We start from the raw sequence: 18,356 nt of genomic DNA, 5'->3' as shown, positions 1-18,356 counted from the left end.
TTACCCAAAAGTGGAATTTGTTGAACAACTAAAATGATACCGTCTATAATCAAAACTCGTTTAAAGATGCTCATCCATAACAATGGCAAAACTCACCGTTTTTTTCAAAGACAAAGCAATTCATTCGAGCCTGTTTGAAAACGGTATTGTCCATATCGGACGCGATGAAAGCAATGACTTAACGATTGACAGCCTGACCGTCGCTCCGGCTCACGCCGTAATCATTATTGGTGACGATGACTGCACTATCAAACAACTCAACGATGAATTCCCGCTAATCATCAACGGTGAAGAAACCAAAACCCGCATTCTCAATGACAACGACATGATCTCAATGGGAAAACATGGCGTCATGTTCAATACCGCGGAGCCAATCGAATTAAAATCGCTTAGCCAGACCGCCAATCTGCAATTTATGACCGGCGACAATATCGGGAAAATCCTGCAATTAAAAAAGCCAATGGCCCGGCTTGGCCGTGATGGCAACGGCGTTGTTGCTATCTCAAGGAGAAAAGACGGGTATTTTGTTTCAGTCTTGGAAAACAGCGGCACCATTACCGTAAACAATGAGCCCTTAAACGATAAAGCGCTAAAATTGAACACGAATGATGTGTTGGTTATCGACAATACATCCCTGCAATTCTTTTTGAATTAAATCCATGAATCCAATAGAAAACCCAGACCACCGCCATTTTCACCGCATTCATTTCGCCGAAGAAGCAACCTTAAGCTCCGATGACAATACATGGAGCTGCGAAATTATTGATTTGTCGTTAAAAGGCTGTTTATTACGCTTTGACTTTCCCTGGGAAGAAAACCCGGAAAAACTCTACACGCTCACCTTACACCTGTCCGAGGATGCCCAAATAAAAATGGAGTTGACCGCAACCCACGTCGTCGGCAATAAAGTCGGGTTTAAATGTGAGCATATCGATATAGACAGTATTTCCGAGCTACGCCGTCTGGTCGAGCTTAATCTTGGCAACAGCGCCTTACTGGAAAGGGATTTGTTGGCGCTGTTCGAGTAAGATGAATTAGGCGAAGGGCAAAAGACGAAAGGCGAAAGGGTTCTTTTTTAGCCTTTAGCCTTTAGCCTTTAGCCTTTAGCCTTTAGCCTTTAGCCTTTCGTCTTTTGCCTCATATCTCCGAAAGAATATCCAACGCTTCGGAAAGCGTAGAAACCCCGTAAATCTTCAATCCCTCAATCGGTTTTTTAGGTGCATTAGCCTTCGGAATCACCGCCTTTTTGAAGCCGTGTTTTGCCGCATCATTTAGCCGGGCGTGACCATTGGCTACCGGCCTGATTTCCCCGCTCAATCCAATTTCGCCGAAAAAGAACGTATCATGCGGAATCACCTTATCCCTCAAGCTGGACACAACCCCGACCACAATAGCTAAATCGGAACTGGTTTCGGTCACCTTAATGCCGCCGACCACATTGGCATAGATTTCATCATTCGCGGTAAAAATGCCGCCGTGCCGCGACAGCACCGCCAGCAACATCGCCAGACGATTTTGATCGAAGCCCACCGCCAGCCGCCGAGGATTGCCATACTGGCATTCGGTCACCAGCGCCTGAATTTCCACCAGCAGCGGTCGCGTCCCCTCCCACAACACCGTCACCACGCTGCCTGAGGAGGGCTTGTCCGGCCGGTTTAAAAACATCGCCGAGGGATTTTTAACCTCTTTTAGCCCAGTGCTGTCCATCGCGAAAAAGCCCAGCTCGCCGACGCTGCCGAAACGGTTTTTATCCGCCCGTAACACCCTGAACCGCGCGTCATCGGTTGATCCCAGCATCACTTGCGTATCGACGATATGGCTCAAGGTCATCGGTCCCGCCAGCGATTGATCCTTGGTCACATGCCCGACCATAAAAATGGATACGTCGTGCTTTTTGGCGTATTGGGTCAAATAACTGGCCGACTCCCTGACTTGGGAAACCGAACCCGGCGCCGACTCCGTATCCTGAGTATGCATCACCTGAATCGAATCGATCACCAGAATTTGCGGCTTGACTTCATCCATCACATCGCAAATCCGCTGCACCGAGGTTTCGGCCAGCATCATGATCTTGTCCGCAGGCAGCTTGAGCCGGTGCGCCCTTTCGGCAATCTGTTGCAGCGACTCCTCGCCGGACACGTAAAGCACGCTCACGCCGCGCCCGGCAATATTGGCAATCGCCTGCAACAGCAGCGTACTCTTGCCCGCCCCCGGCGCTCCGCCGATCAACACCACGCTGCCGCAAACGATGCCGCCGCCCAAAACGCGGTCGAATTCGGAAATTCCGCTGAAAATCCGCTCCGCCTGGGAAAGATTAACGTCGGATAATAATTTAACCTCCGACCGGCTCCCGGCATAACCCGCCGTGCGGTTATGACGCTCTGCCCCGCCCAGCCTGACTTCCTTGATAGTATTCCATTCGCCGCAACTGGTGCATTGCCCGCCCCAGCGGGGGAAATCGGCGCCGCACTGATCGCAGACAAACGCGGTTTTGTTTTTCTTGCTCATAAGTCTTTAAAAATGTCTTTAACAGCTGTTAAAAATAGAACTCGGATAGCACGGATTTGACTGAATAAAGGCTAAAGGTAAAAGACGAAGGGCAAAGGGCAAAGGGCAAAGGGCGAAAGATACACTTTAGCCTTTAGCCTTTAGCCTTTAGCCTTTCGTCTTTAATCTTTACGTTCCAGCAATCGCCGGTATTCATCCGCATCGGGCTTGCCCTGTAGATACGATGCGCCGGGATCGATGATAAACCGCGCATCCATCGCCGTGCGTCCCAGCAACATACGAAAGCGCATCGTATCACGGTTGGTCAGCGTCATCTCGGCTCTTATCACCGATGGCCCCAGCAACAGCTGGGTTTCGATCACATAACGGCGCTGCTTGTGCCCGCCGGAATCCGTAACCATGCGCCGGTCTTTAACCGGTGCGTGACATTCAACCGCCATGTCGTAGCGTTGCTGCAAGGGATGAATCGCAAACATCACCCAGCGCTGCCCGCCTTTTCGATAAGGCTCGATAGCGAACGCATGCAAAGCCGATGATCTCGCCCCGGTATCGATTTTTGCTTTAATCCCGGCAAGCTTGAGTTCCGGCAAAGCCACCCACTCGCGCCAGCCCAGCATCGGTTTGTGTATCATCTGTGTAAAGCCTTCATCTAAAGTTATACTTTGTCCAAACAACTAAAATATGCGCCATTATGCTTGAATACCTAAGCCGGATAAAAAAAATTATCAAAAGGATAAACCATGTCTGAATCACTGAGTTACGCCTCCGAAAAATCGGGTCTGCCGCCAGGATCGCTGGTGCATGTCGGCGAAGTGCATAAGTACGAACAGAAAATCACCGTCATTGATTACAACAAATCATCGCTAAACCGGCGCACCATAAAGACCATTGAAGAGCTGCTGCCCTACAAGACCACCGACACCATCACCTGGGTAATTATCGACGGCCTGAAAGACGTTTCAATTATTGACGCGATCGGACAACATTTTGATATTCATGGTCTGGTGCTTGAAGATATTCTCAACACTCACCAACGCCCGAAATTCGAGGAATTTGACGATTATTTGTATATCGTCATCAAAGCGATTGCCCTGGCTGCGGATAAGTTTAATGTCGAGTATGAGCAGGTCAGCTTACTGCTGCTAGACAAATTTGTTTTCACCTTCAAGGAAAAGCCCGATGCGCTGTTCGAACCCCTGTTCACCCGGCTTAACAACGATAAAAGCCATCTCAGGAATCTGGGTACGGATTACCTGGCCTATGTGATCATGGACAGCATCGTCGACGAGTATTTTAGCCTGCAAGACACCTTCGACGAACTGATTGAAACCGTTGAAGATGAATTACTGACCGATCCATCGGCGCAAACCCTGAACACCATCCAGAAAATCAAGCGCGAATTGATTTTTTTACGCCGAAGCGTATCGCCGATGCGGGAGTTGCTGGCTTCCATTCAGCGCTGCGAATCGCCGCTGATCAAAGACAAAACCAAACGCTACTTCGGCGATATTTATGATCATGTGATACGCGTAACCGAAGCCATGGAATCCTACCGGGATTTAATCTCCGGTATGCTGGATATTTATTTATCCAGCGTCAGCAACAAAATGAACGAAACCATGAAAGTGCTGACCGTGTTTGCGTCCATTTTTATTCCGCTAACCTTCATCGCCGGTGTCTACGGCATGAACTTCGAATACATGCCGGAACTTAAATGGCGTTGGGGTTACCCGACATTGTGGATGATATTTATAGGGGTATCGGTATTTTTGCTCAGGTTTTTTAAGAAAAAGGACTGGCTTTAACTGGGTAAAAATCACCAAGATGCACCGATTAAAAAAACAGGCAAAAAGCGGCGCTCACAAGTTTCATGTGATGCCAGATCATTTTCACAAAGTTGCCATTCAGATGGCGGCGGAATAACCCGCAACCTGATTGCGTCCATTCATTTTAGCTTGATACATAAAATGATCAGCCCGACTCAGCAAACCATTAAGAACTTCATTTTTTTTCAGCTCAGCGCAGCCAATCGAAACCGTAACAGCCTTGTCAATTGGAAAAAGCTGAGTTGCTATAGACTGTCTTAATTTTTCCGCTAGCAGCATAGCCCCGGATAAATCTGTACACGGTAATAAAACAACAAATTCTTCCCCCCCATATCGTCCGCTAATATCATCTTTGCGAATAGACGCCCGAATTGTAGCCGCTAAAATTTGCAAAACCTCATCGCCGGCTTGGTGTCCATAATTATCATTAATGTATTTGAAATGATCGACATCTAGCATCATTACTGACAAACACTCCTGATTTCGTTTGGCGCGTTCTATGAGGTAATTGCCGCTTTCCAGAAGAAAATGCCGATTCCTTAATAAAGTCAACGCATCAGTAGTGGCTGCAAAATTTTGTTTACGCTCTAACTGGCGTCTTGAAGCATCAATTTTTTCCTGATACATCGCTGAATAGGCGATCAGCAAAGTTATGAACATACCAGTTAGAATGACAAATACGCCTATCAGCTCACTCGAATTGTGAAATTTAATGGAGAATAACAAGTAGCCCAAGAAGATTGGGAATAAATAGCCCAATACAAATTGGATTCTGGCGATTTTTCCGCCAACCCAGGGGCTTAGAATTGCTCGCAATGCATGATATTGGGCATTTACCAACAGAGCGGCATAGCCAGCCGGTATTGAAGGAATTACTGTCGTAAGCGCCATCTGTCCATAAAACATGGGCACGGCGTAGAAATAACCGGTCAAACTCACAAAAGGAATACCCAATGCCAGAAAAGCTAAAAGCTGAGATAAAACATATTTTTTCTGGGCAAAAAGTATTGAAGCGGCTGCGCACATTAAAATAAAAACAGCCGTATTGATGCCTATTTCAATCGGTTTCCCCGCTATTGCCGATTGGGCTAACTGTGTGGAAAAAGGGGTGATTATTTGTAAAATGGGGATAGCGGAAAAAAACTCGATAAGCCGAGCGCCAGCCAACAAAAAAGCTAAAATATCGCACCCCATTATTAAGGGGGTATTTGAATAAGGCCGCCAGAAAGATTTACCGACACCCAGAAGAAACAACATTATTGCTGTTAATGGATGAGTAGCGGGACCGCTGCTTATAGGCCTGTACAGTGGTTCAAAATTAAGTATATAACCTATCAAAACGATCAAGGAACTGACTACACAGAAAAAACCCAGTGGCCGAACCAAGCGTAGAGCAAGAATGATTTCTTTAAATCGAATTTCGGGCATTGGTAGAAAACTAGAAAATTAGGCGGGCTATAGTCAGCTATATTTCGAAAAGAAGTCAACGAATTATTCTTAGCCGAATGCTGCTCGGGGTCGGGAACCGACTGTCGCTGATAGCGGTAACCAGTTATTAGCTAGCCACTTAAGCGCTTAACAATAAATCGCCATGCATTAAAATAGGAAAATGTTTAGGCAATGAGTGTAAAACCGATTGAATTGAGCGAAAGCGAAAGACTATCGGGTACACCGTCGCTCAGTACAGCCGTGCATCATGTCGAGCACCGGCTCATAGTAACAGGGCTGTTTGAAGCTGCTGGATTCAAGATAACGTCTGAAAAAGTGGCTCAAAATTAATGGCCAATTTTGGCTCGGTTTAATTGGCCATTAACAATCATCATGAGCACAAAAAACCACAAACAATTATATTGCTTCATCATTGTGTTGTTGGGAAACAGATCCCGTTGAAAATGTTGAGCTGGAGATTGCGAACCAGCGTAACACAGGATGCGGCGCGTCCCATACTACATTCCCACGCGGCGAGAACGAAGCAAATTTACCCGTCGTATGAGTTCACATTCAATGAATCAATGGGGCTCGATGGTTCATTGAATTTGAACGAGAAAGTAAATGCCCGCGCCCAGCCATGTCAAAAACAGTAGCGACCAAGGAAGCCAGTGCTGCCGATAAACTATTTGTATTTCATAATCATCGGACTCAATCGATTGCGCCTTTTGACTTGATATTTTCTTGAGTTTCCTGTTCAGGTCCCTGGCTTTTTCCTTTTGCTGTTTTTTGTATAGATCGATTCCTTTTTGAATGCCTTGAGCAATCAGCTTTGTTTGTTCTTTGGTTTGAGCGGGGCGTTGAATTCCTCGGGCTATTTTCAACGCTTCCTCTTGAGTTTGCTGCGACGGCTTTTGATAGCTATGTTTAGTCATGATTGTATTTTGATAATGAATGCTTTCCTGATTATACCGTGCGAGATTACGGATGCAGATAATCAAATTACTAGCATTTTATAGATAATAAGCCTTTCATGACTTGTTAAAAGCCAAGCGACCGCGCGAGTATAGAATGGCAAAGTTTACAGGATGGTTATTTACAAATACCAATAAAGCATGCACATTGGCTCATTGATTTTCTAGTCAAACACAGGACGTAGCGCGTCCCATACTGCAAAATAAGGTGTCGCTAGCGCGACGCTTGATTGAATCGGGGTCTCGCCCCCGACGGCGAGATACTTTTCTTTGCTCCGCCAAAGAAAAGTATCCAAAAGAAAGGCGGCCCGGTTGCCGCTTACTTCCTGCGTTCCTCGCTTTCGCCGGGGGTTGCCAGAAGGGCCATCCCTGGCCCTCTGGCAACGCGCTGCATCCATGCAGCGCCCCTGTCGGGCTGTTCCCGGCGAAAGCTCCGGTACTCGGCGCGGCATACGGGATTAAGCTCCCACTACCGGCAAATTTCCTTCGTTCTCGCACAGCGTTTATTGTTATGGAAAAAACGTTTTTGTCTCGTTCCCACGCGCTGCGTGGGAACGCAGTCAAGGCGCGCTACGCCGCGAGTCGTGGTTAATGTATTGAAATATAGGCCTTACAAATACAGGACGCAGCGCGTCCCATACTGCATTCCCACGCAGCGCGTGGGAACAAGTAAACGAGAATCGTCGTATAAGAGCGAAGAAAATTTGCCTGTGTTACGAGTTTAATCCCGTATGCCGCGCCGAGTACCGGAGCTTTCGCCGGGAACAGCCCGTGAGGGGTGCGGCAGGGAGGCCGCACGTTGACGAAGGGGCAGGAGCCCCTTTCGGCAACCCCCGGCGAAAGCGAGGAACGCAGGATCAAAGCGGCAACCGGGTCGCCTTTTCTTTGGATACTTTCTTTTGGCGAAGCAAAAGAAAGTATCTCGCCCTCGGGTGCGAGAACCCGATCAAATCAATCGTCGCGGTAGCGACACATTGTTAATGTTGTTGGCAGGTTTTTTCGTTGGAAATGTTGGGCTTCATTGCATTCAGCCCGCCTACGCGGCTTGTACTTGTTAAGGTTAGGCATTTGTTTTTAGCCACTCAGGGAGTTTTGTTTCAGCAGCCATATGAAAATTAGATACAAGCTCAAGAGCTATATTTACTGCCCAGCCAGGCTTCAAAGCGGCCAGTTTGTCAACTGACGGAAGGAGCGCTGCTTCCTCGGGAACAGATGTGCCGCTGGGACGGCTAGAAACGGCATGAATTAAACCGTCTCGGTAATTGACGAGTATGCACCAATTTACCCAAAAGGTATTTTTCAAAGAGGGAGTTCCTTTTAGAAGACCATCTTGGCAAAGTATCTTCGGAATCTCTTTCCATTTCTCTTTAGCCGAAAATTTTGCGGAGGTAGGGAAAAGTTCGAAAAACTTTTGGAAATCTCTTTGAAGAATTTCATCACGAACCCATTCGACCAAGTAGCTTTCAGCAAATGCTACGGAAAAGATAATTTCTCGCCTTCTGGCCGAATGATGATTTTCTGGCTTTTCAGCTTCTGCTTTTGCATCTGCGAGCCATTCAGGTGCAAATGAATAGGTCATCCAGAGATCTGGACTGTCGATAGTCTGATAGATAGTGATATTGTGAACTTCCAGTGTGGTCATGGTTCGCTCCTTAGCCCTTACGAGTGATTATCTGGACGTAGATAACATGCAAATTCAGTATGTTAACCAGCGTTATTTTCAAAAGTTGTTCTTTATTCAATTTTAGCTCAGCAGAGCCGAATCGTAATTAGGCAATCCACCCGTGATAGTTTGGCTACCGGCGACATGCAATGTCGCCATGAATCCCAATCCCATCACCCACACTTACTCTCCCCACAATTCAAACAAGTCATACACCCATCCATCAACACCATCGCCTTAGTGCTGCACTTGCTGCAAAGCACCGCCTTCTCAGGAAACGCCTGCCCCTCCGACTCCCCATGCGCAGCTTCAAACTCCTTACGCTTCTCATCAAGAAACTGTTTCTGGTGATCGGTCATCTTTTCCGGCTTGATCATCCCGATGTGCTTCAAATGCGATTCGATCGCGTAGCCGATTTCGGCGACCAGCGACGGCATGAACACGCCGCCTTTTTTGAAGTAGCCGCCGTGCGGGTCGAATACCGCTTTCATTTCCTCGACCAGGAAGCAGGCGTCGCCGCCTTTGCGGAACACCGCCGAGATCAGCCGGGTCAGCGCCAACACCCACTGGAAATGCTCCATGTTTTTGGAGTTGATGAAGATTTCATAAGGTCTGCGCTCTTCATGGGGCGTGCCCTGGTTCAGGATCATGTCGTTAATCGTGATGTACAACGCATGTTCCGACTGCGGGGTTTTGATTTTGTAGGTGGAACCGAGCAGCACTTCCGGGCGCGTCAGGTTTTCGTTCATGCTTTCCAGCGAGGGCTGTTCCGGCTCTTGCTTGACCGGTTCGGCATCTTCTTTGGTCAGGACTTTGTAGCTGACGATTTTTTTGGTGATCTTATGTAGTGTCATGATGTCTGCCTTGATAGGTGTTAAAGATGTAATCAATTTGAAAGCCATTACTTTGGATTACATGAAATATGTTAGTGGTTTGTGCTTTATCCCTTTAATGCCGTGCTGATTACTACCAGTAGTTATACTTTACTTGACTGCTGGTAGTAACTTAACGATAATGCGGCCAAGGATTGAGGATTCTCGGTCGACCAAAAGCCTCGGTGGTTACATCGGGGCTTTTTGTTTTTTACGGGTAGCATTTTAATCCGTAGCCGATTTTGTCGCCTTGGCCGTTCTTGTAAAACTTCTCGCTAATAATCTCAAAAGCCCTATTGCTTTGCCCCGGCTTTAGTATGTGCAATCCGATTGGACGCGCAACTAAGTCAGCCACTTGTAAACCAGCCGAATTGCTTTTTTTATCCGCAAACACCAGTTCAAAAGGCAGTGCTTGCCGTAGGTGGTTATTGCCCGCGCAAATCCGGCGGAACTCAAGCTCTAACGCGTCATCTTCGACCTTGCCGCGTTGCTCGACAACGATATGTGTAACAGCGGGCTGTTGCCGCAAATAATAAAAAATACGCTCCAAACCGAAACGCAAGGCGATATGGTAGGGGTTTTCCAGTTCATGATGGTGCTGGCGATACGCTTCTTTTTTTATTACGGTGCTGATGAGTGTGAAAGGTGTTCCTTGGATAATACCGGTTAACTCATCTAAAAAATCCGCTTTGAGTTCCCTGCTTTTTAAAAACGAAAAGCTGCCTCGATCGCGACGAATATCGGTTTCATGCAAAACGACTTGATCATGCCCAAAATGCTTTAGTTTAAATTCTTGCAATAACGGGACTGCTGTTTGCACATAGTCCCGCTTTTTAAAGATACAAAAAACCAGTACAAATATTGGGTAGTTGGGATCTATGGTATTCAAACCATGGTCGCCGCTTTCATCAACATAAACGATGTATTCCGAGAACTTATTGGTCATTTAAAACTTGCCGTAGTAACCTTCTTTCAAGGCGTCAAACAGGTTGGCGGCGCTGTGGATTTCGCCGTCGTATTCCACTTCCTCGTTGCCTTTATATTCCACGACATGGCCGTCTTCCAGCGTGAACTGGTAGGTGGTGTTTTCCAGGTCCGATTCCTTAACCAATACGCCCTGGAACACTTCGGGATTGAAACGGAACGTGGTGCAGCCTTTCAGGCCTTTATCGTAGGCGTATTCGTAAATGGACTTGAAGTCTTCATACGGGTAATCGGTCGGCACGTTGGCGGTTTTCGAGATCGACGAATCGATCCATTTTTGCGCGGCCGCCTGAATATCGACATGCTGTTTCGGCGTCACGTCGTCGGCTGATATGAAATAATCCGGCAATTGCTGATCGGGATTGTCGCTGTAAGGCATCGCATCGGCATTGACCAAAGCGCGGTAGGCCAACAGTTCAAACGAAAACACGTCTATTTTTTCCTTGGATTTTTTACCGGCGCGGATCACGTTGCGCGAATAATGATGCGCAAAGCTCGGCTCTATGCCGTTGCTGGCGTTATTGGCCAGCGACAGGGAGATGGTGCCGGTCGGGGCAATGGAGCTGTGATGGGTAAAGCGGGCGCCGGTTTCGATCAGCTCGGCGACCAGTTCGGGCTCTTCCCGGCTCAATTGCTGCATGTAGCGGCTGTATTTGGCGTGCAGCAGTTTTCCGGGTACGCGGTCGCCTATTTTAAGACCATCGGCAACCATTTCCGGGCGTTTGTGCAGCATTTCGCCGGTGACGGTAAACATCTGCTCCATGATCGGGGCCGGGCCTTTTTCTTTGGCCAGCGCAAGTCCGGCTTTCCAGCCTTCGACCGCCAGCACCTTGGTCACTTCTTCGGTAAATTCCAGCGACTGTGCGTCGCCGTATTTCATGCCCATCATGGTGACGGTCGAACCCAGCCCCAGGTAGCCCATGCCGTGGCGGCGCTTGCCGAGAATTTCTTCTTGTTGCTGGGGCAGCGGCAGGCCGTTGATTTCAACCACGTTGTCGAGCATGCGGGTGAAAATCTTGATGGCTTTGCGGTAGTTGTCCCAGTCGAAATGCGCGTCGCCGGTGAACGGTTTTTTGACGAAGGAGGTCAGGTTGATCGAGCCTAACAGGCAGCTGCCGTAAGGCGGCAGCGGCTGTTCGCCGCAGGGATTGGTCGCGCGGATTTTCTCGCAAAACCAGTTGTTGTTCATCTCGTTGACCTTGTCGATCAGGATGAATCCGGGTTCGGCGTAGTCGTAAGTCGAGCTCATGATGATGTCCCACAGGCGGCGTGCGGGCATGGTTTTACTGACCTTGCAGGCGACCAGGCCGTCGTCGTTAACGACATAGCCGTCCATGTGCGGCAGGTCGCGCCAGATGATTTGTTTGTCGTCGGCCAGATCCAGGTTATCGAGCTTGACTTGTTTTTCGGTGACCGGAAACGACAGCGGCCAAGGCAGATCGTTTTTTACCGCTTCGACAAACTCGGTGGTGATCAGCAGCGACAGGTTAAATTGGCGCAGGCGCCCGTCTTCGCGTTTGGCGCGGATAAATTCGACGACATCGGGATGGCCGACGTCGAAAGTCGCCATTTGCGCGCCGCGCCGTCCACCTGCGGACGACACGGTGAAACACATCTTGTCGTAGATGTCCATGAACGACAGCGGACCGGAGGTATAGGCGCCCGCACCGGACACATACGCGTTTTTAGGTCTTAGGGTCGAGAATTCGTAACCGATGCCGCAACCGGCTTTCAGCGTAAGTCCCGCTTCATGCACCTTGTGCAGAATATCGTCCATCGAATCGGAAATGGTGCCGGATACGGTGCAGTTGATCGTCGATGTGGCCGGCTTGTGTTCCAGGGCTCCGGCATTGGACGTAATCCGCCCGGCCGGAATAGCGCCCTGGCGCAAGGCCCACAGGAAATCTTTGTAAGACTGTTCCTGTTTGGTTTTATTCTTTTCCACCCCGGAGAGCGCTCTGGCGACCCGCTGGTAGGTTTCGTCGATGGTGCCGTCAATCGCCACGCCGTCTTTGGTTTTTAAGCGATATTTGGAGTCCCAAATATCCATTGAGGCGTCTTGAAAAGGTATTTCGGTCACGGTGTTTGGGATCACATGTAGCTTTGCCGACATTGGGAGCTCTCTCTAGTAATAGGGGGATAGTAAGTTAAGGCAAAAAACATAAAGCGAAAAGCCGCCGAGTCAGGCCAGCAATCGATATATAGTGCTTATTTTTTATAATAACACAATATGTAGTGGTTTAGCGAGCAAATAAAAACAATGCGGCAAACTTCACAGTTGCGGATTAAGCCTGCTATTCGACCAGGAAATCGCCACTTTGATGCTGCCACATGGCGTAATATTTGCCTTGTTTGGCGAGCAGTTGCTGGTGCGTGCCTTGCTCTATGATTTTGCCTTTTTCCAGCACGACGATGCGATCCATGTTCAGGATGGTCGACAGGCGGTGAGCGATAACCAATGTGGTTTTATGTTTAATCAGCTCGAAAATCGCGGCTTGAATCTGTTTTTCGGTCAGCGAATCCAGCGCGCTGGTGGCTTCATCCAGGACCACAATCGGCGCATCCTCCAAAAAGGCGCGGGCAATGGCGATGCGCTGCCTTTCGCCGCCGGACAGTTTGACGCCGCGCTCGCCGACCAGCGTGTCGAATTGCTCCGGCAGCTGTCTGATGAACTCAAGGCAGCGGGATTTCTCGGCGACATCAGCCAACCGCGCGTCCGAAATATCCGCGCCCAGCGTGATATTGTCCCGTATCGAGCGATGGAATAAATCCGGCTGTTGCGGCACCATCGATATTTGCCGGCGCAATGAAGCCAGCGTAAAGGCTTTTGCATCGACTCCGTCGAAGCTGATGCCGCCTTTTTGGGGTTCGATGAAACGGAACAACAGTTTGGTCAACGACGATTTGCCGGAACCGGAGTGGCCGACCAGCGCGACTTTTTCACCGGCTTTAATGTTCAGGCTGAAAGCCTCGAACAGCCGGTTTGCTTCGTTATAGCCGAAGCAGACCTTGTTAAAATCGATAGCGCCGCGGACGATGGTCAACGCCTGGGCATTGGCCCCGTCGGCCTCGACATCTTGCTGGCGGAAAATATCGGCCATTTCGGAGGCGTCGGCCAGGGCTGAGAAAAAGTTCCTGAAATTGCGGCCGAACTCCCATAAGCGCTGGATCAGCATGATCATGATCGACTGGAACAGCACAAACTCGCCGACCGGAAAGCTGCCGGTTTTCCATTTTTGAATCATCAAATAAACCAGCAGCAATTCAATACTGAAGGTCATCAGGCCTTGCACCGCGAAGGAGATGAACATCAAGGTCCAGGCGATTTTTTTCTTCCTGTAAACAATATCTGAGGCTTGGTTGATGCGCGCCTGTTCGCCGGCTTCCAACGCAAAGCTCTTGACCACGAAGATATTGCCGATCGCATCCGAATACGCGCCGCCGACGACTGAATCGGCTTGGGCCACGGCCTTATCGAAACGCAGTTTCCATACCGAAAAACCAACGCTCCAGGTAATAAACAACACGACCCAGGCCAGAAAATAACACGCGAATTCCGGCTGTTGCCGGTAAAAAATCACAAAGGCGACGCTGACAGCCACAATGTTCATGAAAAACTGGAACAAAAACCAGTCCATAATCAGTTCAAAAGAACGCGAGAAGCGGTTCGCCTGTTTGATCAGGCTGCCGGAAAAACTGTTCTCGAAAAAAATGGATTTTTGTTTTTTGAGCACCTCGAAACAGCGTTTTTCGAGCAGATTGATGCCGCCAGCATCGAGTGGAATAATCGCGACTTCATACAAGCGCCATGACAGCCAGATGCCCGCATAAATCATTCCGATCTGTTTCAGGTTGTCCAGCAATAACGTCAGCGTTGCGTCCGAATAGGGCGCGGCCAGTCCGTTGGCGATATTTTTATAATAAACCGGCGCAAATAAATCCAGGGTCATCGCTGAAGCCAAGGCGGCTAAAGCCAGCAGGAAAAACCATTTTTTCTGCCGGATAACCCGGCCGTATTCTTTGAAGATGATGTCCATGAATTGTTTTTTGTAAGCGGGGAACTGTTACCTGGGTTCAGCTGATAAATGCAACCGAACCAAACGGCCAAAGCAAGCTTTGGACTCCAGAAAGTGCAGATGCCGGAGTTCAAAGCTTGCTTTGAATACAAAAATACGCGATGCCTTGTCCGCGTAGCCAAACGCGGTTACGGCATTGGGCAGGGTAAGTCGTTAAGATGATTATTTATTGGCGCGATGCTCAATAATATCCTCAACCACGGACGGGTCGGCCAGCGTGGAAGTATCGCCCAATGTTCCGATCTCATTGGACGCCACTTTGCGCAAAATACGGCGCATGATTTTACCGGAGCGGGTTTTGGGCAAGCCCGGCGCCCACTGGATAATATCCGGGTGCGCAATCGGGCCGATTTCTTTTTTGACCAGATCGATCAGTTCCTGGCGCAGCTCTTCGGAAGGCTCGATGCCGACATTCAAGGTCACGTAGGCGTAGATGCCCTGCCCCTTAATATCGTGCGGATAGCCGACCACCGCCGCCTCGGCGACATGCTCGTGCAGCACCAGCGCGCTTTCGATTTCCGCCGTACCCATACGGTGGCCGGAGACATTGATCACATCGTCAACCCGCCCGGTAATCCAGAAATAGCCGTCTTCATCGCGCCGCGCGCCGTCGCCGGTAAAATAATAGCCGGGGTAGTTCTTAAAATAGGTATCGACAAAGCGTTGGTGGTCGCCGTAAACGGTGCGCATTTGTCCGGGCCAGGACCGGCTGATGACTAAGATGCCTTCGGCCGCGCCCTCCCTGATTCGGCCTTCGTTGTCCATGATTTCGGGCTTGATGCCGAAAAAGGGCAAGGTCGCCGAACCCGGTTTTAACGCAATCGCGCCGGGCAACGGGGTGATCAGGATGCCGCCGGTTTCGGTTTGCCACCAGGTATCCATGACCGGGCAGCGGCCGTCGCCAACCACATGGTAATACCATTCCCAGGCTTCCGGGTTGATCGGTTCGCCGACGCTGCCGAGTATCCTTAAACTGCTGCGCGAGCTGCGCTCGACAAATTCATCGCCCTGCGCCATCAATGCGCGGATAGCGGTCGGCGCGGTATAGAAGATATTGACCTGATGTTTGTCGACCACCTGCCAAAAACGCCCGGCATCGGGATAAGTCGGCACGCCTTCAAATATCAGGGTGGTGGCCCCGTTGCATAACGGGCCGTAGATCATGTAGGAATGTCCGGTTACCCAACCGATGTCGGCGGTACACCAGTAAATGTCGCCATCGTGATAATCGAACACGTATTTGTGGGTCATGGCCGTATACAGCAAATAACCGCCGGTCGTGTGCAAAACCCCTTTCGGCTTGCCGGTGGAACCCGAGGTGTACAGGATAAACAGCGGATCTTCGGCATCCATGACTTCGGCCGGGCAGTCGGGGCTGGCGCTCGCCATCGCCTCGTGGTACCAGACATCGCGCTGCTCGTGCCAATTGACAGGACTGCCGGTGTTCTTTATTACGATGACTTTTTCAAGGCAAGGGCAAGCCGCGGCAGCCTCATCGACGTTGGCTTTAATCGGTACGATCTTGCCGCCGCGGTGGCCTTCGTCGGCGCAAACCAAAAACCGGCAGTCTGCATCCAAAATCCGGTCTTTTAAAGACTCGGCCGAAAAGCCGCCGAACACGATCGAATGCACGGCGCCGATGCGGGTGCAGGCCAGCATCACCGCTGCCGCCTCGCTGATCATCGGCAGGTAGATGCAAACGCGGTCGCCTTTTTTGACGCCTTGCGCTTTCAGCACGTTGGCGAACTTGCAGACCTGCTCGTGCAATTGCCGGTAAGTGATTTTTTTGTCCTGGGCCGGGTTGTCGCCTTCCCAGATAATCGCAACCTGGTCGCCGCGCGTTGCCAGATGCCGATCCACGCAGTTGACGCTGACGTTGAGTTTGCCGCCCTCGAACCAACGGATATGGCCGGTCTTGAAATCGCAGTCCGTGACCTTACCCCAAGGCTTGCTCCAGTCCAGGAACAATTCTGCCTGTTCGGCCCAGAACGCTTCCGGTTCGGCTATCGAGCGCTGATACAGGGCTTTATAGGTTTCAGCGGTAATGTGTGCATTGGCCGCTATGTCCGGCTTTATGTCATAAATTTTAACGTCTGACATGTATTATCCTTGAGTTCGATTGAAGTTTATTTATCCAGCATGGAATGAATGCCATCCCAGCTTTCAGGCGTATTTTGTTGTAGATCATTACAACGTTTTAATAGTGTACGGCTAGGGCCATCAGCGCTTAAGGTTGAGAGGATTTGCGCCGCTTCGGCGAAATCGGCATTCCTGTATAAAGCCAGCGCTTGTTCATAGCGGCTTATTGTTTCAAGCCGTGTGTCGTCAACTTCATTGGCTTCGCCGATTAATTCGTAAATGGTTTCGCCGGCTTCTCGCCCCTTAACCCGTACTGTATCGAGCTCTCTAATAATAAAGCCCGTTATTTCAGCCCCGGTTTGCCGGTCGATCATAATCTGCGTTCCGTAATGTTTATTTAAACTTTCAAGACGGGAACTGTAATTTACCTTATCGCCGATACAAGTATAACTGCGAGCCTGTTCCGAACCAATATTGCCGACGATCATTTCTCCCGTCGCGATACCGATGCGGACATTAATTTCAGGCCCCCCTTTCGCCGCCCAATGCGGGCGCAACATGCACAGTTTTTTTTGCATGGCTAACGCTGATTGGCAAGCGTAATTCGCGTGATGTCCATTACAAAGCTGCGGACTCCAAAAAGCCATGATCGCATCGCCGATAAATTTATCCAAAATGCCGTGTTGTTGGCTGATTTCCGAAGTCATTGCCGATAAATAGTCGTTGAGAATTTTAATCAACGCTTCTGCGGGCAATTTTTCGCTGAACTCGGTAAATCCGGCAATATCGCTGAATAAAACCGTCTGCTGTTTCCGTTCGCCGCCTAGCCTTAATTTCTCCGGCTGGCTGAGCAATTCGCTGACAATTGCAGGATCGACATATTTGTTAAAGGTGCTGCGGATCAGCTCTTTTTCTTGTAAATCGCTCGCCATCACATTAAACGCGGCGGCTAATTGCCCGACTTCATCCGAATTTTGATAATCTATGCGATGCCGGTAATTGCCCTGTTTAATCTCCAGCGTCCCTTTGGTGATTAAGCGTAACGGACGCGTGATACGTTGCGAAATCAACATAAACAATAGCGCGCCCAGCAATAAAATTCCTCCGCCTATCAATATAACCTGGTGCTGCAGTTGTTTGAACGTGCGCAATGCTTGATCCAGATTAGCGCTAAGTATGTAGCCTGCCTGTTGGTTTTGTTGCTCGAACAGTACTTGTTTAGCGATATAACGCTCATTGTTCCAGCTGAATATGCCGTTTTCCCGGATGTCTGGCTGATGGCTCAGGACCGCGGAGGCCATTTCCGGGCTGGTATTTTTAGCAACAACGTGTCGCCCATTGAAAAAGACGGTTTGCAGCAAATTGTTTTTAGACAATAATTTGGCAACCCAGCCGTCGTTTATTTGATTGCAAACCACGATTAAGCCGACCGCATACTCATCGTTCAGGTTTTCTTTCAACGGAATAAAATGGCTGCTATATAAGCCTTCAGTCAAGCTGACCATTTTTGACGACATCACCCCCGAATCCAGGCTGGTTTGGACGGCAAAACTGGAAAAGTTGTTTTCCATCGGCGGCTTGCTGTGGCCGTTTAACGAATAAAGCGCTCTGACGGCCGACTCATCATCCAGCATAAAAACAAAATCCGCGTCTGTATCTTTGCCGATTTCTTCAACAAAGGGATAAAAATTATCTTTTATTTGCGCTAAAAAAGAGCGGAATTTTTGGTCGGCAGTTATCACGCGGGTCAGCGTCTGGATCTGTTTCTGTTCGGCTTCCAGATCATGTTGAAACTGAAATTGCGCGGCATCCAGATCGGCAATAATTCGTTTGATTTCATGCTGTTCGGCTTGCGTATCAATTAGGTATAGAGTGATGCATAATAAAGCCGTGACTGAAATAAAGAAGGTGATAAAAATCTTTTTATTAAGGCTCATAAGATAAGC

The 18,356-nt window shown here is 49.3% G+C and carries 15 protein-coding genes; 4 read left to right on the top strand and 11 right to left on the bottom strand.

What is annotated here, in order from left to right; genetic code table 11:
* Positions 1 to 82 precede the first annotated feature (82 nt).
* Both V3O24_RS13250 and V3O24_RS13245 read left to right on the top strand, forming a co-directional pair.
* Positions 83 to 655: an FHA domain-containing protein gene (locus tag V3O24_RS13250; RefSeq protein ID WP_104424154.1), complete on the top strand. Its 573-nt coding sequence runs from the start codon at positions 83 to 85 to the stop codon at positions 653 to 655.
* Between the two features lie 4 nt (positions 656 to 659).
* A complete protein-coding gene (locus tag V3O24_RS13245) occupies positions 660 to 1,028 on the top strand; it encodes a PilZ domain-containing protein (RefSeq protein WP_104424153.1) in 369 nt (122 codons plus the stop codon).
* A 109-nt stretch (positions 1,029 to 1,137) separates the two neighbouring features.
* Here V3O24_RS13245 and radA read toward each other — a convergent pair whose 3' ends face one another.
* Together radA and V3O24_RS13235 are read right to left on the bottom strand one after the other, a co-directional pair.
* Positions 1,138 to 2,508 carry a DNA repair protein RadA gene (gene radA, locus V3O24_RS13240; protein ID WP_331307589.1) on the bottom strand — a complete coding sequence of 457 codons (1,371 nt, stop codon included), beginning with the start codon at positions 2,506 to 2,508 and terminating at the stop codon, positions 1,138 to 1,140.
* Between the two features lie 161 nt (positions 2,509 to 2,669).
* The gene (locus V3O24_RS13235) at positions 2,670 to 3,140 is read right to left on the bottom strand and encodes an ATP-dependent zinc protease (protein WP_331307588.1); all 471 of its coding nucleotides are present in this window, start codon (positions 3,138 to 3,140) and stop codon (positions 2,670 to 2,672) included.
* Between the two features lie 108 nt (positions 3,141 to 3,248).
* Here V3O24_RS13235 and corA point away from each other — a divergent pair, with 108 nt between their 5' ends.
* Positions 3,249 to 4,313: a magnesium/cobalt transporter CorA gene (gene corA / locus V3O24_RS13230; protein WP_331307587.1), complete on the top strand. Its 1,065-nt coding sequence runs from the start codon at positions 3,249 to 3,251 to the stop codon at positions 4,311 to 4,313.
* 99 nt (positions 4,314 to 4,412) lie between these two features.
* Here the strand turns inward: corA and V3O24_RS13225 are convergent, their stop codons facing one another.
* Positions 4,413 to 5,762 (bottom strand): GGDEF domain-containing protein, encoded by a 1,350-nt coding sequence (locus V3O24_RS13225; protein ID WP_331307586.1) that lies wholly within the window; start codon positions 5,760 to 5,762, stop codon positions 4,413 to 4,415.
* A gap of 192 nt (positions 5,763 to 5,954) precedes the next feature.
* On the opposite strand from V3O24_RS13225, the gene V3O24_RS13220 reads away from it, so the two are divergent.
* On the top strand, positions 5,955 to 6,113 hold the full coding sequence (locus V3O24_RS13220) for a hypothetical protein (RefSeq protein WP_331307585.1): 159 nt from the start codon (positions 5,955 to 5,957) through the stop codon (positions 6,111 to 6,113).
* 248 nt (positions 6,114 to 6,361) lie between these two features.
* Here V3O24_RS13220 and V3O24_RS13215 read toward each other — a convergent pair whose 3' ends face one another.
* The 8 genes from V3O24_RS13215 to V3O24_RS13180 all read right to left on the bottom strand — a co-directional run bounded on the left by V3O24_RS13215 (position 6,362) and on the right by V3O24_RS13180 (position 18,347).
* The gene (locus V3O24_RS13215; RefSeq protein ID WP_331307584.1) at positions 6,362 to 6,697 is read right to left on the bottom strand and encodes a DUF2956 domain-containing protein; all 336 of its coding nucleotides are present in this window, start codon (positions 6,695 to 6,697) and stop codon (positions 6,362 to 6,364) included.
* 1,099 nt (positions 6,698 to 7,796) lie between these two features.
* Positions 7,797 to 8,378 carry a hypothetical protein gene (locus V3O24_RS13210; RefSeq protein WP_331307583.1) on the bottom strand — a complete coding sequence of 194 codons (582 nt, stop codon included), beginning with the start codon at positions 8,376 to 8,378 and terminating at the stop codon, positions 7,797 to 7,799.
* Between the two features lie 194 nt (positions 8,379 to 8,572).
* Complete coding sequence (locus tag V3O24_RS13205; RefSeq protein WP_331307582.1) at positions 8,573 to 9,253, bottom strand: NrdJb; 681 nt, start codon at positions 9,251 to 9,253, stop codon at positions 8,573 to 8,575.
* Positions 9,254 to 9,482: 229 nt separating this feature from the next.
* Positions 9,483 to 10,217, bottom strand: coding sequence for a DUF3800 domain-containing protein (locus tag V3O24_RS13200; RefSeq protein WP_331307581.1), 735 nt, complete (start codon positions 10,215 to 10,217; stop codon positions 9,483 to 9,485).
* On the bottom strand, positions 10,218 to 12,368 hold the full coding sequence (locus V3O24_RS13195) for an adenosylcobalamin-dependent ribonucleoside-diphosphate reductase (RefSeq protein WP_331307580.1): 2,151 nt from the start codon (positions 12,366 to 12,368) through the stop codon (positions 10,218 to 10,220).
* A gap of 181 nt (positions 12,369 to 12,549) precedes the next feature.
* The gene (locus tag V3O24_RS13190; RefSeq protein ID WP_331307579.1) at positions 12,550 to 14,292 is read right to left on the bottom strand and encodes an ABC transporter ATP-binding protein; all 1,743 of its coding nucleotides are present in this window, start codon (positions 14,290 to 14,292) and stop codon (positions 12,550 to 12,552) included.
* 201 nt (positions 14,293 to 14,493) lie between these two features.
* Positions 14,494 to 16,431, bottom strand: coding sequence for an acetate--CoA ligase (acs, locus tag V3O24_RS13185; protein WP_104424146.1), 1,938 nt, complete (start codon positions 16,429 to 16,431; stop codon positions 14,494 to 14,496).
* A gap of 26 nt (positions 16,432 to 16,457) precedes the next feature.
* Positions 16,458 to 18,347, bottom strand: a complete 1,890-nt coding sequence (locus tag V3O24_RS13180) for an adenylate/guanylate cyclase domain-containing protein (protein WP_331307578.1) — start codon at positions 18,345 to 18,347, stop codon at positions 16,458 to 16,460.
* Positions 18,348 to 18,356 lie beyond the last annotated feature (9 nt).

The sequence above is a fragment of the Methylobacter sp. Wu8 genome, from assembly GCF_036440755.1.
Classification (GTDB): Bacteria; Pseudomonadota; Gammaproteobacteria; order Methylococcales; family Methylomonadaceae; genus Methylobacter_A; species Methylobacter_A tundripaludum_A.
Note: the sequence above shows the minus strand (reverse complement) of the source record. Positions and strands in the feature narration are given on the sequence as shown.

Coding starts and splice junctions, on each gene's coding strand:
- V3O24_RS13250 (WP_104424154.1), top strand. CDS start 83: ATGGCAAAACTCACCGTTTTTTTCAAAGACAAAGCAATTCATTCGAGC.
- V3O24_RS13245 (WP_104424153.1), top strand. CDS start 660: ATGAATCCAATAGAAAACCCAGACCACCGCCATTTTCACCGCATTCAT.
- radA (WP_331307589.1), bottom strand. CDS start 2,508: ATGAGCAAGAAAAACAAAACCGCGTTTGTCTGCGATCAGTGCGGCGCC.
- V3O24_RS13235 (WP_331307588.1), bottom strand. CDS start 3,140: ATGATACACAAACCGATGCTGGGCTGGCGCGAGTGGGTGGCTTTGCCG.
- corA (WP_331307587.1), top strand. CDS start 3,249: ATGTCTGAATCACTGAGTTACGCCTCCGAAAAATCGGGTCTGCCGCCA.
- V3O24_RS13225 (WP_331307586.1), bottom strand. CDS start 5,762: ATGCCCGAAATTCGATTTAAAGAAATCATTCTTGCTCTACGCTTGGTT.
- V3O24_RS13220 (WP_331307585.1), top strand. CDS start 5,955: ATGAGTGTAAAACCGATTGAATTGAGCGAAAGCGAAAGACTATCGGGT.
- V3O24_RS13215 (WP_331307584.1), bottom strand. CDS start 6,697: ATGACTAAACATAGCTATCAAAAGCCGTCGCAGCAAACTCAAGAGGAA.
- V3O24_RS13210 (WP_331307583.1), bottom strand. CDS start 8,378: ATGACCACACTGGAAGTTCACAATATCACTATCTATCAGACTATCGAC.
- V3O24_RS13205 (WP_331307582.1), bottom strand. CDS start 9,253: ATGACACTACATAAGATCACCAAAAAAATCGTCAGCTACAAAGTCCTG.
- V3O24_RS13200 (WP_331307581.1), bottom strand. CDS start 10,217: ATGACCAATAAGTTCTCGGAATACATCGTTTATGTTGATGAAAGCGGC.
- V3O24_RS13195 (WP_331307580.1), bottom strand. CDS start 12,368: ATGTCGGCAAAGCTACATGTGATCCCAAACACCGTGACCGAAATACCT.
- V3O24_RS13190 (WP_331307579.1), bottom strand. CDS start 14,292: ATGGACATCATCTTCAAAGAATACGGCCGGGTTATCCGGCAGAAAAAA.
- acs (WP_104424146.1), bottom strand. CDS start 16,431: ATGTCAGACGTTAAAATTTATGACATAAAGCCGGACATAGCGGCCAAT.
- V3O24_RS13180 (WP_331307578.1), bottom strand. CDS start 18,347: ATGAGCCTTAATAAAAAGATTTTTATCACCTTCTTTATTTCAGTCACG.